The sequence below is a fragment of the Xanthocytophaga agilis genome, from assembly GCF_030068605.1.
In the GTDB taxonomy this organism is placed as follows: Bacteria; Bacteroidota; Bacteroidia; order Cytophagales; family 172606-1; genus Xanthocytophaga; species Xanthocytophaga agilis.
In genome coordinates this window covers 816441-832185 of the sequence record NZ_JASJOU010000002.1, presented here as the reverse complement: position 1 = coordinate 832185, position 15745 = coordinate 816441, and the positions used below count along the sequence as shown (strand labels likewise).

At 39.0% G+C, this 15745-nt stretch carries 16 protein-coding genes; 8 read left to right on the top strand and 8 right to left on the bottom strand.

Annotated elements, in window-relative coordinates; all coding sequences use genetic code 11:
• Positions 1-110: 110 nt before the first annotated feature.
• The 3 genes from QNI22_RS10335 to trmD are packed head-to-tail and all read left to right on the top strand — an operon-like array spanning position 111 to position 2748.
• Complete coding sequence (locus QNI22_RS10335) at positions 111-1481, top strand: hypothetical protein (protein WP_314510552.1); 1371 nt, start codon at positions 111-113, stop codon at positions 1479-1481.
• Positions 1468-2025, top strand: a complete 558-nt coding sequence (rimM, locus tag QNI22_RS10330; protein ID WP_314510551.1) for a ribosome maturation factor RimM — start codon at positions 1468-1470, stop codon at positions 2023-2025. Before QNI22_RS10335 ends, rimM begins: the two co-directional genes overlap by 14 nt.
• 45 nt (positions 2026-2070) lie before the next feature.
• Entirely contained in the window at positions 2071-2748 is a 678-nt protein-coding gene (gene trmD, locus QNI22_RS10325; protein WP_314510550.1) for a tRNA (guanosine(37)-N1)-methyltransferase TrmD, read from the top strand.
• 47 nt (positions 2749-2795) lie between these two features.
• Here the strand turns inward: trmD and QNI22_RS10320 are convergent, their stop codons facing one another.
• From QNI22_RS10320 to mnmC2, 5 genes are all read right to left on the bottom strand, one after another.
• A complete protein-coding gene (locus QNI22_RS10320) occupies positions 2796-3026 on the bottom strand; it encodes a hypothetical protein (RefSeq protein ID WP_314510549.1) in 231 nt (76 codons plus the stop codon).
• Positions 3027-3267: 241 nt separating this feature from the next.
• Positions 3268-4230 (bottom strand): AAA family ATPase, encoded by a 963-nt coding sequence (locus QNI22_RS10315; protein ID WP_313975723.1) that lies wholly within the window; start codon positions 4228-4230, stop codon positions 3268-3270.
• A 213-nt stretch (positions 4231-4443) separates the two neighbouring features.
• Positions 4444-5787 carry a peptidylprolyl isomerase gene (locus tag QNI22_RS10310; RefSeq protein ID WP_314510548.1) on the bottom strand — a complete coding sequence of 448 codons (1344 nt, stop codon included), beginning with the start codon at positions 5785-5787 and terminating at the stop codon, positions 4444-4446.
• Positions 5788-5889: 102 nt separating this feature from the next.
• Entirely contained in the window at positions 5890-6768 is an 879-nt protein-coding gene (locus tag QNI22_RS10305; protein WP_314510547.1) for a hypothetical protein, read from the bottom strand.
• Positions 6769-6894: 126 nt separating this feature from the next.
• Positions 6895-7584, bottom strand: coding sequence for a tRNA (5-methylaminomethyl-2-thiouridine)(34)-methyltransferase MnmC2 (gene mnmC2, locus QNI22_RS10300; RefSeq protein ID WP_314510546.1), 690 nt, complete (start codon positions 7582-7584; stop codon positions 6895-6897).
• A gap of 93 nt (positions 7585-7677) precedes the next feature.
• On the opposite strand from mnmC2, the gene QNI22_RS10295 reads away from it, so the two are divergent.
• Positions 7678-8298, top strand: coding sequence for a shikimate kinase (locus QNI22_RS10295; RefSeq protein ID WP_314510545.1), 621 nt, complete (start codon positions 7678-7680; stop codon positions 8296-8298).
• Between the two features lie 68 nt (positions 8299-8366).
• On the opposite strand, the gene QNI22_RS10290 is transcribed toward QNI22_RS10295, so the two are convergent.
• Together QNI22_RS10290 and QNI22_RS10285 are read right to left on the bottom strand one after the other, a co-directional pair.
• A complete protein-coding gene (locus QNI22_RS10290; RefSeq protein WP_314510544.1) occupies positions 8367-9971 on the bottom strand; it encodes an OmpP1/FadL family transporter in 1605 nt (534 codons plus the stop codon).
• A 143-nt stretch (positions 9972-10114) separates the two neighbouring features.
• Positions 10115-11671 (bottom strand): hypothetical protein, encoded by a 1557-nt coding sequence (locus tag QNI22_RS10285; protein ID WP_314510543.1) that lies wholly within the window; start codon positions 11669-11671, stop codon positions 10115-10117.
• Positions 11672-12082: 411 nt separating this feature from the next.
• Between QNI22_RS10285 and proS the strand changes: the two genes are divergently transcribed.
• The 4 genes from proS to QNI22_RS10265 all read left to right on the top strand — a co-directional run bounded on the left by proS (position 12083) and on the right by QNI22_RS10265 (position 14902).
• The gene (gene proS, locus QNI22_RS10280) at positions 12083-13558 is read left to right on the top strand and encodes a proline--tRNA ligase (protein ID WP_314510542.1); all 1476 of its coding nucleotides are present in this window, start codon (positions 12083-12085) and stop codon (positions 13556-13558) included.
• 84 nt (positions 13559-13642) lie between these two features.
• Positions 13643-13999: a DUF2752 domain-containing protein gene (locus tag QNI22_RS10275; RefSeq protein WP_314510541.1), complete on the top strand. Its 357-nt coding sequence runs from the start codon at positions 13643-13645 to the stop codon at positions 13997-13999.
• Between the two features lie 3 nt (positions 14000-14002).
• Positions 14003-14377 carry a CCC motif membrane protein gene (locus QNI22_RS10270; protein WP_314510540.1) on the top strand — a complete coding sequence of 125 codons (375 nt, stop codon included), beginning with the start codon at positions 14003-14005 and terminating at the stop codon, positions 14375-14377.
• Between the two features lie 138 nt (positions 14378-14515).
• Positions 14516-14902 carry a hypothetical protein gene (locus tag QNI22_RS10265; protein ID WP_314510539.1) on the top strand — a complete coding sequence of 129 codons (387 nt, stop codon included), beginning with the start codon at positions 14516-14518 and terminating at the stop codon, positions 14900-14902.
• Here the strand turns inward: QNI22_RS10265 and QNI22_RS10260 are convergent.
• Positions 14899-15639: a hypothetical protein gene (locus QNI22_RS10260; RefSeq protein WP_314510538.1), complete on the bottom strand. Its 741-nt coding sequence runs from the start codon at positions 15637-15639 to the stop codon at positions 14899-14901. The two genes, QNI22_RS10265 and QNI22_RS10260, sit on opposite strands and share 4 nt — an antisense overlap.
• Positions 15640-15745 lie beyond the last annotated feature (106 nt).

Below are 15745 nucleotides of genomic sequence, written 5' to 3'. Positions count from 1 at the left end.
TCTGTGTCTATACGCAGAATCTTTTACAAAGAATTTGTCCTTCCGTGAAGAGGATACTAATTTTAACTCCTTGTAAAGCAACAATAAACCCTATACATTAATTCATTCCCTTGTCATTTATCATAATTAAACAACTGATCCCTTTTCTGATCCATCTGCCATTGGTAGCCTATTTGCTCATTCAGTGGTATAAATATCAGGTAGATGCACCTTTGAAACAATGGTTCTGGCCTGCTGTATGTATAAAGTTACTAGCAGGATGTGGGTTAGGACTTCTTTATCTTTACTACTATCCTTATCAGGGAGATACGTGGGTGCTGTTTGAGGAATCAATTTTGCTAAATAAGCTTGCCTTTCAAAGCCCTTTGGACTATGTGCGTGTGTTGTTCCTCAAAAATACTGCATTTACACAACATTATGTGTTTCTGGATTTAGCCATAGAGCAGCCAAGAGCCTTTTTTATGTCGAAACTTATAAGTCTGATAATTCTTTTCACGTTTCGCAATTATTGGATTACCGGAATCTATTGTTCGCTGTTGAGCTTTTATGGATTATGGAAGCTGGCTAACCAATTGGTTCGTTATTTTCCGGATACCCGGCTGAGTGCCTGTATTGCTTTCTTTTTGTTTCCCTCTGTTGTATTCTGGAGTAGTGGGGTATTAAAAGAATTCCTTGCAGTAGTTTGTATCTGTTGTATCGTGGGAGTTGTCTTACATATTCTATACACATCAGATTCTGGAAATCTAAAATGGAAAGAACTACTAAAAAACCTTCGGATACAATATATATGTTGGTTTGGAATTTCATTCTTTGTTTTGTGGCAGATTAAGTTCTATTATGCAGCTATACTTCTGATTGCTCTTCTAGCCCTGGGTAGTACAGTGTGTATTTGTTCTGCTTTGAAAACAACCAGTTCCAGAATTCGAAAGAGCATTTACTTTCTGTGTTTTACAGGAATCTTTAATCTGGTGCCCTTAATCTATACTTTTTTGACAGGACAATCTCTATTGGAATCCATTGTGCAAAACCATGATGCCACAGTCCGAGCTTCCAGTCCAGGCACTTTTATTATTTTTTCAGGCTTGCAACCTGTTATTACAAGTTTTTTGCAGCATTTTCCGTTAGCTTTGTGGTCTGGTTTGTTTGCTCCTATGCCGTGGCAGGCACATACTGGTCTGGTTTTGAGTGTGAGTCTGGAAAATAGTGTATTATTGCTTGGCTGTATAGGGTACTTCTTAACCCTTTTCTGGACTTGGAAAAAAGAAAATAAAGAACCGGAATCGGTTCTCTATCAGTTAATCATACAAAGTATTTGGTGGTATAGTATAACGCTGGCTGTAATAATGGCTTTTGCTTCCCCCAACTTTGGAGCTTTGACCCGTTATAAAATAGGATTTCTACCTCTGCTGGTATATGTTGTGTTTAGTAAAATCGAAAAAATAAAACGTCAAAATAAAAGAAGTACGCATGCAAATACGTGATTGCTTTGAATTAGGATATGTTGCCAAAACCCATGGATTAAAAGGCGAACTGGTAATAATGTTGGATGTAGATGATCCGGATGAGTATGAAGAGATGGATTCGTTTTTTATTCAGATAAAAGGACAGTTGGTGCCGTATTTTATGGAGTCCTATAACCTGCAGGGAAACAGGGCTATTGTAAAACTGGAAGATGTAAATACGATAGATGCGGCAAAAGCTCTGATTGGAAATAAATTGTTTCTGCCTTTGGATAACCTGCCTGATCTGGAAGACGATCAGTTTTATTATCATCAGGTAATGGGATATACGATTGTAGATGAAACTAAAGGCGATTTAGGGCAAGTAGATGCTATCTATGATATGCCAGGCCATGATTTGCTGGCTATGAAGTATCAGGGAAAAGAGGTTCTGATTCCTGTGAACGATGAGATTGTGAAAAAGGCTGATCATGAACAGAAGATTGTCTATGTCTCTCTGCCGGAAGGACTACTGGAAGTCTTTTTGAGCGAAGGAGAAGAAAATCCAGATGATGAAGAGGAGTAAATAGAATGAGTGATACTAACTTCTGGTTTTGTTAATTAAGAATATATGCGTATTGATATTATTACCTGTTTGCCTCAATTGCTCGACAGCTTTTTTGCTGCTTCTATTCTGAAAAGGGCACAGGATAAAGAACTGGTTTCCGTAAACGTGCACGATCTGCGGGATTATACTACCTATAAACACAAACAGGTAGATGACTATGCCTTTGGTGGTGGAGCCGGAATGGTGTTAATGATTGAGCCTATCGCAAACTGTATCCGTTCGTTACAAAAAGATAGAACATATGACGAAATCATCTATGTAACTCCTGATGGAGAGCGTTTGAATCAGCGAATCGCCAATCGGTTGTCGCTGAAAGAGAACTTATTGATTTTGTGTGGACACTACAAAGGAGTAGACGAACGTGTACGGGAACATTTTGTAACTCAGGAAATCAGTATTGGGGACTATGTTTTATCGGGAGGAGAGCTGGCAGCAGCGGTGATCTCTGATTCTGTTATCCGGTTGATTCCTGGTGTGCTTTCTGATGAAACATCTGCACTGACAGATTCTTTTCAGGATGATATGTTGGCACCACCTATCTATACACGCCCGGCAGATTTTGAGGGATGGGTTGTTCCAGAAGTATTGCTTTCCGGTCATGAAGCCAAAATCAATGACTGGCGTTATGAACAAGCACTACAGCGCACTCGCACCCGGCGCCCTGATTTACTGAATGAATAGATTAAATGCAGACAACAAGAAAGACAGGCTCTCACCTGTCTTTCTTGTTAGAAACCATCATCACTAATAGACCGTTTCCCTTGGGCTGTGGTCTCGTCCATGGCATCGGTTTCGCGTTGAGCCACATTATCACCACTTTCCAAATCATCCTCTTTTCTATTAGGGTCTGATTCCGGTTTCTGCTTCTGATTCGTGATCTGTTGACTACTATGTTTCAAATGATCATCTCTTTCTGCTTCTGCAGGTTCTTGTTTTTTTTGATTTTCAGGATGTATCATATTAGTAAAGAGCTTACTCTCTGTTGGTTTTATAGTATTCTGTGACAATAGCATGCCTGTTGACAAAAACGCGTTAGATTAACAGATAGTGGCTATTTGAAGTATAGGCTCTGGGGAAAGTATTACTAGTCTTGTGGTGTTTTTTACGCGGTTAATTGAATATCTGAACTTCAGATAGATAAAAAAACACCAGGTAGTTTCATTACCTGGTGCAAAATATAACCTATATACTAGTAAACGCTTACAGCAGTTTCCGGATGATATCATCTACCGTTACGTTTTCAGCCTCAGCTTTGAAGTTACGTACCACACGGTGACGAAGAATTGGAATAGCAACTGCCTGAACGTCTTCGATATCCGGTGAATATTTACCCATAAATAGTGCATTACATTTGGCTCCCAGCACCAAAAACTGTGAAGCTCGAGGACCTGCGCCCCATTCCAGATACTGATTGGCTTCATTAGATGCCAGTTCTGTTTGTGGACGAGTTTTGTGCACCAGCTTTACGGCATATTCCACTACATTATCTGTTACAGGTACTTTACGTACCAATGTCTGAAAATACTTAATTTCCTCCCCACTGATTACATGAGAGATTGTTTGTGAACTGGATGAAGTAGTATTTTTTACAATCTCAACTTCTGACTGGTATTTAGGATAATCCAGCTTTACATTGAACATAAAGCGGTCCAACTGTGCTTCAGGTAGGGGATAGGTACCTTCCTGTTCAATCGGGTTCTGGGTTGCCAGTACAAAGAAAGGTTTTTCCAGCGGATATTTTTTTCCAGCTATGGTTACCGCATATTCCTGCATAGCTTCCAGTAAGGCTGATTGCGTTTTAGGAGGAGTCCGGTTAATCTCATCTGCCAGGATGATATTGGCAAAGATAGGTCCCTGAATAAATTTGAAGTGCCGTTCCTGATCCAGTGTTTCTGAACCCAGAATATCAGAAGGCATCAGGTCAGGGGTAAATTGAATACGATTAAAATTAAGGTCCAGAGCAGAGGATAAAGTTTGAATCAATAACGTTTTGGCCAGTCCCGGCACTCCTACCAGCAGACAGTGTCCCTGACAAAAAATGGCTGTGAGCAATAATCTCACTACTTCATCCTGACCAATAACTACTTTGGAAATTTCGGTTTTTAACCGGCTGTAGGCTTCTTGCAAAGCACGCGCCGCATCTACATCAGAAGTATATTGCACGATAGTTAAAAAGTTTGATTATAAAATCTATTATGTTTTACAAGAATGTCAGAAATATGATTACCTGTGTGAATAGTTTATTAAGTTCACAAAGTAGTAAAAATTGTTTCGGTCTAAAATAGATATTTTTCTTAAAAACAAAAAACTACAAAAGCTGAGAACACTTTTGTAGTTTTTTATTTTATACAAGGGTGCTAAATAGATATTCTGACTTTACTGTTTTCCTTTTAGCACATCACAGTCTTTCAAATCTTCATGGACATTAATAAATACCTCGTCCTTTGATTTCTTAAACCACTCATTCAGTGCTTTGGATTTCTTCTCATTCAGTGCTGCCGCAGCTATCTTATCCCAGTCATCTTCAATTGTTGCGGTATGTGGAGCTATCTTTTTCCGGAAATAAATGATACGCAGGGCATTTTTTCCATCATCTGTACGATACTGAAGTGGCTTGCTGATGTTGCCTACCTGCATAGTATCTATGGCAAAGTATAAACCTGGATCAAGAGCTTCCATGAAGATTTTAGAGCTACGGCTGTTCGGATCAGAAATTACACCTCCATTACCTTTTGTGCCTTTATCATCTGAATATTGTTTTGCTGCATATTCAAACTTCATACTGTCAGCCAATATCAGTGTGCGAAGGCTATCCAGATACTGAGCAGGTACATTCATATCTGCATCTGAATAGTTGGGACGTATCAGAATATGGCGTGCACGATACTCTTCTCCTTTTCTGTCAATCAACTGAATCAGGTGAAACCCAAATTCTGTTTCTACTACCTGAGATACTTCTCCTTTTTTGAGCTTCATAGCAGTTCCTTCAAATTCAGGTACCATCATACCCCGCTTAGCCCAACCCAGGTCTCCTCCATCAGCTGCTGAACCATCTACTGAGTTTGTGCGGGCCAGAGACGCAAAATCTTCACCACCATCTACAATTTTTTTACGGATCTGGTTCAGGCGTGTTTTGATTGTATTTTTCTCTTCCTTACTTACAGATGCCAGTTTAACAATCTGAGCTACTTCTACTTCAGTAGAAAAATAGGGGATACTATCCTGTGGCAGATTATTATAGAAACGCTTTACTTCACTAGGAGTTACTTTGATTTTTTCTGTGATTTTTTCCTGCATCTTCTGCACCATCAGTTGCTCCTTGATCTGTGGCCTTAATTCAGCCTTCAATGCTTCTGGCGTTTTTCCATAAGCCTCAATTAGCTTTTCTGCTGAACCAAACTGATTCCGGATCATATATTCCATTCTCCGGTCTAATGTAGATTCCACATCTTTATCTTCTACTTCTACAGAGTCAATTTCAGCTTTGGCTGCCAGTAACTTTTGCAGCAATAACTGCTGAAGGATCTGACATTCTTCCATATTTTTGCCAGCAGCAGAGGCTTCTGCCTTATATCCTTCGATTTCTGATTGTAATACAATGTAGTTATCAACCTTAGCTGCAATGCGGTCAACTGATTTACCCTGAGCATTGGCAGTTGTACTACAGATGCCTGCAAACAAAATTGCCAGCAAGCAACCAAGACAATATAAATACTTCATTTTTGAAAACATATACATATAAATAGGATCTTCGGAAATGGACCAGTCTACAAAAGAAAAGGAATTTCTGCTTTTATTGTATGATTTAACAATCTTTAACACCTATTGGATTTTTATTTCAAACTCCTTCTTATTCTTTGCTTCCTCATAAATCTTGTTTTCCAGTTCATGCAACATCTTTACCTTCCTGCGATTAATGAGTATTTCGTGGATTTGAGGGGTGATAAAAGCAAGAGGTGCAGGTTGGGATGAAAGCCGTACTTCTTTAATAGCCAACAAATATACATTTTGTTGATCGGAAGTTTCTGCAAAATGATTATTTTTTAACAAAGCCACATTGTTCTTGTCGTCTGCAAAAGGCGTGTTACGGATCAAATCGTTAAAAATAGTCCATTTGGTATCTTCCAGATGATAGAAATTAGCAAATCGATAGGCGAATGACTGTAGTTCTTTGCGGTCATTGGGTTTATTGGAACGTATCCAGCTCCTGGCACGATCCAGGCCAGGGGTAGTTTTTGGGGCTACTACCAGCCAGGCTTTGACAATACTTTGCTGCAAGGTAAAGTTCTCTGGATTATTTTTATAATAGTCCTGTATTTCGGCAGTACTAACAGTGGTGTCTATATGACGGTCAACATATTGCTTCTCAAAAGCCTGAAGTATCAGATAGTCTCTGTAATCGGCTACTTTCCTATCAATCTCTTCTGCATCTCCCTCTGTTTCGCGAGTGGCTTGATCCATTAGAAGGCGCTTCCTTACCCAACTTTCTGCATAGCGCTTTACAAATGCAGTACTATCTGGTTGTGAAAGCCCATCAGGAATGATGTCCGACAACTCCGATAAGTAGAGAATGTCGTTACCTGCTTTAGCAAGCACAGTTTCTGAGGTAGACTGACGATTGGATTTTTTGTCCGTATTACAGGCTGCAATCAGTAAAGTTCCGGTAACCAAAAGCAAAAAAAGAATGGAAAAGTTTCTCATAGAGTATAAAGCAAACGAGGCCCTTGCAGAAATAGTATTCAAAAAATAGTATTGTATTAAGAGTATGTTGGATAAAATAAAACCCCATTGGGAGGGGTTTACGGACAATAGCTCATAAAAGTTATTCTACCAAGGTGCTGTAATGGGTTTTACGGCACGTGTCATTTCCCTTTTTCCCATTGGTCCCGGCAATGATTCTACTTCCCAGCCAACTTCTTTCAGATCACGTTTGAATTGTCCCTTTGCACAGTAAGTAACCAACATACCACCCGGAACCGTAATATCATATATTTTTTGAAAGAGGGCTTTTTCCCACATTTCAGGTTGTTTGCTGGGGGCAAAGGCATCATAGTAAATCAGATCAAACAGCCAATAAGGTTTGAAATCTGCAAGTGTAACCGGAAATTTTCGTAAATGAAACTGATCTTTTAGTATTTTGGATTCTTTTTCCCAAGGCACTTCGTGCAACTGAGAGTACAAGGAATCCATTGAGGCAAAAGTGCTGGAAACATGTGTATAGTTTAACTGACTGATAATCTCAGCAGGAACGGGGTAGGGTTCCAGTGCAACATAACTCACCAGATGATCCGGAAAATAACGTTGTACATTGCAGATACTGAGCCATGCATTGAGTCCTGTGCCAAAGCCAATTTCCAGTAGATATATTCCCTTTTTCTCCTGTAAAACGGGTTTCAGCCCGGCTTCTATAAACACATGTATAGATTCATCCATAGCCCCATGAATAGAATGATAGTTTTCATTCAGCAGAGGACTATAGAGAGTATGAGACCCGTCGTGTGTAACTCGAATTTCCACTTTATATCAAATAGATAGTACTTTTACAAAATGCTTACAGCTGAATTGTTTTTACTGTAGAATTACGACAATATTTGTAAAATGTTATAAGCTATGCTACCTGAAGCAAATGATCAGGTAGATTCCCGGACTTATAGTAATGAACTAAGCAAAGCTTGCAAATTTATTATTTTTTTCATTTGTATGAATATTTATTTAATTGGTATGCCCGGTTCCGGGAAAACAACATTGGGTAAACGATTGGCAAAAACGCTGGGTTTCTCGTTTACAGATTTGGATATTGTATTAGCTGAGCAAGAGAAGATGCCTGTTACTGAAATATTTGCGCAGAAAGGTGAATTGTATTTTCGACAAGCTGAAAGTGAGTGCTTAAAGAAGACCATTCAATTACAAAGATCTGTGATAGCAACAGGAGGGGGAACTCCTTGTTTTTTTGATAACATGGAGTGGATGAATGCAAATGGCATCACAATTTTTCTGGATGTGTCTACTGAGGAATTAGTAAAACGCCTGACCATTAACGAAGATGCTACGCAAAAGCGTCCTTTGTTTGCAAATAAATCAGTACAAGAACTGCGGAGTAGTCTTGAAACGATGCAGACCAATCGTTTACCACATTATGAAAAGTCGCAATTTCGGTTTCTCCCACATGAGACAAAACCTTCTTTTGTTGCTTCACAGCTAAAAGAGAGATTACCAGAACTGTTTAAATAATTGGGTTGAAAAGAAAAATCCCTCTGGCAACAGAAGGATTTTTTGTTTTTTATTGAAGAAATACGGTTTTAGAAGCTAGAGCCTATTGTAATCACTGCAGATGTAAATTGGTTCTTTATTATGGCAGAGGGGGCATCTGTATAGGGAGTATATGCTTGTTTGGATGTTCGATAGGCCAATGCAAAGTCTGCAAAGAATTTGTTGACTTTAATTCCTAGCCCACCTGTATAAGCCATCTGTGTACGTTTCAGATCATCAGTTGATTGGGTAAAGGGATCATCCTGGAACATCAATCCTGCACGTACCCTGAATATAGATATTCGATATTCACCGCCAGCCCGGAAGTTGAATAGATTGCGGTATATACTACGAATCTCATTGTTGTATTCCACTGACTGGCTAATACCACTGGCCGCAGTACCAAAATCTCCATTCAGACGGGTAGCTCTATAAGGCTGATACTCAATGTCGCCAGATACGAATCCATGTTTACCAATAAAGATGGCTGCACCGATAGATGTCCGCAACGGTGTGGTAAGTCTGTAATCAAATTCATTATCAACGGACCGTTGAGAAGCACTAGATTGATCAAGATTATAGTCATTAGGTCTTTTGAAATTAGAAACCAGTGTAGTATAGGAAGTCTCATTCAGGTTGTAAATGGTTGGTGATGTAAACGACCAACCAATACGAATAATATCATTAGGGCGATAGATTAGTCCTAATGTTGCATTAAATCCTGTTCCTGATACCTTAAGATTATCACTCAAAGTATAGTTATCAATGAAATTATAAGTTGATTGTTCTACTACCTCTGTATAATCTATCCGGCTATTGTATTTTATGCTTGCTATACCAATATTGGCACCAATATATAGTTTATCATTGTAATTGCCACCATAGCTAAAACTCCACTGATTATTATTCCCGGAAGTAGAAATAGTACCATTGGGTCTCACCGAAGATGCATCTTCAGTCAATGTTCCATCGGAGTTTTCTGTCGCATTTGCACTTAGATTGCTACGCCAGCGCCAATACTGAAAATAATCTTGTTTGTCATCTCCATCACCATCATAGGGATCAATAAGATATCCACTATAGGCTAGTTGGGCCAACATTTCATTATAGCCAACGTTGAATCCAATCTGATCAGAATTAACTGCTAACTGATCACTGGATACATTCAGGTTATCTGTAAGCAAGCGTAAATAGCTGACAAGTGAGTTTGCTTCATTAGTATTACCCTGAAAAGAAATTTGATTATTATAGTTATTCAATTGATTGTAGCTAATACCCCAGCTTCCTCCACGCCAGGCTCCAGAGCTATTCTCAGGTTTGGCATTAGAGAATACTATACCAAAATTAGGAACACTGAAATACGTTTTGCCATCGGAAAGCCCTCTACCTAACATGGTAGCATCATTATTGGTAAACGTCAGAGAAGGGGTGATGCTCCATTCGGATTTGCGATAGAAACCCAAACCCGCAGGGTTATTAGATGCAGAAGTAATATCAGCTCCTAACGCTGTATTCACACCTCCCATGCTTTGAAAACGAGCCGAGCCGTTTAGAGTAGTCTGAGAAAAGCGAAGAGCATCGTTCACATATTGCGCTTTTACTGTTAGTATGGGAAAAAGTAAGCCCAGGCCAACAAAAATATGTCGGAATTTCACAGTTGTACTAGTTAAATGATTGAATGGTAAGGAGAAAAAAGAGACATTCATACTGAGTCTGGGATTAAATAGGCCTTAAAAATAGTATCTTTTGGAAGATAAAACCTATACTCACTATATGAATGTCTCTGAATGACTATATGTTATCTTGGTGATCTGCCGCCTGATGAGTGTCCGCCAGAAGAGCTTCCGCTACTACGGCTTCCACCTCCGCCACCCCAGCTACCTCCACCACCACCACTGTTGCCACCGCTACTGCTACGACCGCCACCCCAACTACCTCCGCCACTATTACCACCTCCCCAGCTACTGCCTGAGTTAGAAGAACGGTTGTTATTAGAATTATTCCAGCTTCCACTGTTGCTGCTTCCACTGCTGCTACGACCGCCCCAACTGCTTCCTGAATTAGAAGAGCGGTTACTATTAGAATTATTGGAGTATGAGCTGTTATTGGTACGACCTCCACCCCATTCACTACGATTAGAACGTGGAGTTACAGGTTGGCTACCAGAATTAGAATAACCATCATTTGAGTAATTGCTATTTGAATAACCACTGTTTCTGCCACCAACACTGCTGTAGTCACTACGGCGATAATTAAAATCGTTACCACTGTTGTTGCTGTAGTCAGTACCACGAGGTCTTATAGCACGAGTATCAGATGTAACACCATTACTTACAGTTCTTCCAGAAGAAAAACCATTGTTGGAATTTGAGCCCCAGTTGCCTCTAGGAGTTACAGCGGTATTATTATCTGCACTACCTCTGCTTATACGACCACCTGATGAAGAGCTTCCTGAGTTATCCGCAGAACCCATTCGACCACCTCTACCTCCTGAACCATTTACAAAGTTTTCGTTTACAGTCGCAGAGCTTCTGCTGCCTCTGGCTCCATAATTCTTATAGATAGTATTTTCTGAGCGACCTCCTGTATAACCAGTACCATTTGAACGACCCCATACTACATTAGTACGTGAACCATAGTAATTATAATAATTATTGTAATATCCACCATAGTAACCATATCCATAGTAGGCGTAAGGATTACCCCAGTAAGAATAATAAGGGCTATATCCATACCAGTAAGGGTCATATCCCCATCCACGAGAATAGTATCCACCCCATCCCCAGTAAGGTCTGCCCCATCCAATGCTTATACTCACACCAGGTCCCCACCAGGATGAAGCCCATGGACTATATCCCCACCCTGAGCTATAATAAGGATATCCCCAGTTAGAACCATAGTAAGGATCATACCAGGAATTACCATAATAGTTGTTAGCGTAATAGTTACTATAGCTAGGGTATACACTGTTATAACCATAACTGGTAGTGCGACGGCGACCTAATGTAGTATTATCTGCTGTGATCAGATCACTATCCTGGTAATTCGGATCGTAATAGGTATCTCCTGTTGTATCCTGAACTTGTCTTTGGTTATTGCCACTATATTGCTGTGACTGCTGGCTATATTGCGTCAGATAATCCGGATTAAGATTTTTTTGATTTTTTGAATTTCCGGATGTATTTGGGGCAACTTCAGTTGAAGAGGCGTATCGGGTAACAGGTTTATCCTTTGAAGAATAATATAGATCATCACTATCGCCTTTTTGGGCATATTGTGATTGTGTACACGACATGAACCCTCCCAAGCCTATCATAGCCGCAAAAACTACTGATTTAAATGGGTACGTCTTCATAAATTTATCTGTTGGATGTAAAACTAATTCATTTAGATCTCAAGCATTTCTCACAAAAACCTATCTTTGCCGTTTGCTTATCTATTTTGTAGAACATAGTATCCGGTAAAAAAAGTTTATGTCTTGAAATTTATAAGTTTTTCGGGATAAAAGTAAATTAAAATGTAATTAAATACGCATTTTCGTATTCTTATTACGAGTTATATAAGTATTAAAAATCGTGCCATAATTAACAATTTTTAACATTTTTTATAAAAAATACGATTTTAAAGAAAGACTATACAGAAACAAGCTATATGTATTCAAATAATCTAATTTAATAGATTTTGATTATCAGGGAATTATAAATGTGAGTGCTTTACAATATATATAACCTAACCTATATTATTCATTAACTTTTTTGTTGAATTCATGAGTAAAGGATTGCCAAAACGAAGCGAAGACTATTCAGCCTGGTACAATGAACTGGTTCAAAAGGCTGACCTTGCCGAAAACTCACCTGTGCGCGGATGTATGGTGATTAAGCCCTATGGATATACTATCTGGGAAAAAATGCAAAGGGCATTGGATGATATGTTTAAAGAAACAGGACATACCAATGCGTACTTTCCGTTATTTATACCCAAATCGTTCCTGAGTAAGGAAGCTAGCCACGTAGAAGGATTCGCAAAAGAATGTGCGGTGGTTACACACTATCGTTTAAAAAATGCACCAGACGGCAGTGGCGTAATTGTAGATCCGGAGGCAAAGTTGACAGAAGAACTGATTGTGCGTCCAACGTCAGAAACTGTAATCTGGAGTACCTACAAAAACTGGATACAAAGCTATCGTGACCTTCCTGTTCTGGTAAATCAGTGGGCTAACGTAGTTCGCTGGGAAATGCGTACCCGCTTGTTTTTGCGTACAACTGAATTTCTATGGCAGGAGGGACATACTGCACATGCTACTGCAGATGAGGCTGTTGCCGAAACCAAACAGATGCTGGAAGTATATGCTACATTTGCCGAAGAATGGATGGCTTTACCTGTGGTACGTGGTGTAAAAACAGCCAACGAACGTTTTGCAGGGGCAGAAGATACGTATTGTATTGAAGCACTGATGCAGGATGGAAAAGCCTTGCAGGCAGGTACTTCTCACTTCCTGGGACAAAACTTTGCCAAAGCATTTGATGTGCAGTATACGAGCAAAGAAGGAAAGCTGGATTATGTTTGGGGAACTTCCTGGGGTGTGAGTACACGTTTGATGGGTGCTTTGATTATGGCACACTCAGATGATGAAGGTCTGGTATTACCTCCAAAACTGGCTCCTATCCAGGTAGTGATTGTGCCTATATTTAAAGGGGCAGAACAACTAGCCACCATTACTGAAAAGATTCAGCCTCTATTAAAAGAGTTAAAATCCAAGGGAATCAGTGTGAAGTTTGATAACCGTGATGGAAATTCGCCTGGATGGAAATTTGCTGAGTATGAACTGAAAGGTGTACCTGTACGGGTTGCTATTGGTCCTCGTGATCTGGAAAATGGTACAGCTGAAGTGGCTCGTCGGGATACTAAGGAGAAGAAAGTCTATTCTATGGAAAATCTTGCCAGCCAGATTGAAGGATTGCTGACAGATATTCAGCAAAACATTTATCAGAAAGCACAATCTTTCCGGACTGCCAATACTACTAAGGTAGAAACATATGAAGAGTTTAAGCAAATATTGGACGAGAAACCAGGATTTGTTCTGGCTCACTGGGATGGCACTTCTGAAACGGAAGAACGTATCAAGGAAGAGACCAAAGCTACCATCCGTTGTATTCCATTGGATTCTCCCGCAGAAGAAGGCAAGTGTATCGTAACAGGAAAACCTTCTTCCAGACGTGTTTTGTTTGCACGGGCTTATTGATAGAAGTAAGTAGAAAGACATTTTTTACACTGTAAAAAATGCCTTTACTGTATATAGAGATAGTACAAATCGTCTTTTGTAAGTATGTTCAGGTATCTTAATGGGTTAGGAGCCACAATCCTTCTTACTTCCTATCAGGATATTGTTGAGTGGATAAGTCATCATTTGCTGACATGTCCTTTTAAGAAAGTATTTCTGATTGATTGTCCGGGTTGTGGATTACAGCGTTCTATTGTTGCTCTATTACGTGGTGATTTCAAAGAATCATGGCATATGTATCCAGCTACATTGCCTATGCTCTTATTGATCGGGTTTATTTTTGTAAACAGCCGGATTAATTTCCGGTATGGAATCTGGATTGTAAAGATTTTGTCTGGTATTGTTTTTCTGATTATTATTAGCAGTTACATCTTAAAAATAAAAAATCATCAATTATTTTAATTTATGCAACAAGACCCTACATTCAATCAAGGTGGTATGGGATTCCAACAACCCTTACCAAATGCTACTATCGTACTTGTATTAGGTATTCTCTCTATTGTTCTTTGTTGTTGTTATGGGATTTTTGGGCTAGGTTTGGGTATTACAACGCTTATATTAGCCAAGTCAGATATGGCTCGTTATAGAAGTAATCCTGACATGTATACTCTAAGTTCCTATAACAATCTAAATGCAGGGCGAATCTGCGCCATTATAGGTGTAGTTCTTTCTTCTTTATCGTTGTTGTATTTTATTTTTATTATCGTCATGGTTGGAATCGATGCATTAAGTGATCCAGGATTGATGCAGGAACGTATGAAAGATATATTTGGAAACTAAGTTCCTGATTTAGTTTTTGATAAAAGCCTGGATCTTCCAGGCTTTTGTTGTTTAATTACAATCTTTTATGTGGGTTTGGCTCAATTATCAAGGACAGAAAGACCTAACTCGTACTTTATATTATTTTTTACTTGTTGTATGAGAAGTTATCAGATTGTTGAAATACTTGCTTTTGACAAGATACTGGGCAAATGTATTGGAGTAGAACTGCAGATCCTTATTTTGAAGTGGGTAGCTTCTATTCTAAAGAAGGAAATAGTGCAGGAAGGTTTAGCTATAGAGGTAGATGTTATAAAAGTAACTTATGTCTCTACTTATGCTGCACTAGGCATATATTATCCCAATCCAGAAGATATACTTGTAGATTATGGAAAATATATAGAACAGAAAGGAGAAAGAATCTTGCGAAATTGTTCTTTTATCGAATTTATTGATGAAAGCTACTCTTTTCTTGCTCAAGATCTTATTTCATATGATGATAAAGGATATATAAGAACCTTTCCTGAAAACGAGAGTCAAATCTAAAAAGCTTTTAAATAAATAGTAGAATGACTATAGTTTTTAGAAAATTCCTTCTCTATGGCTCTGGAATTAATAAATCTTGACTTTGAATAAAACATAATTTGATTCCTATTTAAATAATCAAACAACATAACTCGTGGCGCTTTCTCAGGTATAAAGGGTTTGATACCCGCCACTGAAAGGGGTTTTTCGGAAGACTGATCTGATTGGGTGTTAGTTGTAGTCTGGGTAGCAGCTTGCTTTGATTGTTTTACAAAGTGTAAAGCCTTGAACAGTTCAAAATCCATAAACTCGTATTGTTCTTCCTGCTCAAGTTTTTTCCAAATATCATAAGCTGTTTTGATACGAATGCGTACTTCATCGCGCTTCAGTTCTTTGAGAACATATTTAGCTGCATTGTCCTTATCTTTTTTCTTGTCCAGCACAGCGAGGTGGTATTCATTGCGTTTGTATTTCGCATTGATCTCTTTATACTCTTTTTCCGCTTTTTTGAGTTGCTTGTCGCGGTCTTTGGAGGTAGGCTGAGCTTCCAGTTCTGCCTTTTGCTGTGTTGCGTGTGCCAGTAAGGTAGTTAGAAGGGTTTGATTAGCAAGAGAGTGTTCCTCATCTTCCTGAATGGCTAAGATGCGTTGCTCCATCCGGAATAGTTCATGATTCAGGCGGGCTTCATAGACCATCAGTCCATAATAGTCAGATTTGTATTTACGAATAGCGGTTGTATTGGTATGGTAATGAGGCATATAGATAATAAGTGTTTAAACGTTTGCTGATTGAATTATATACTTTAAAAATACAAAAAATAAGGCTATGTTTAACGATACCGAACAAGAATATTTTTCTGTTTTA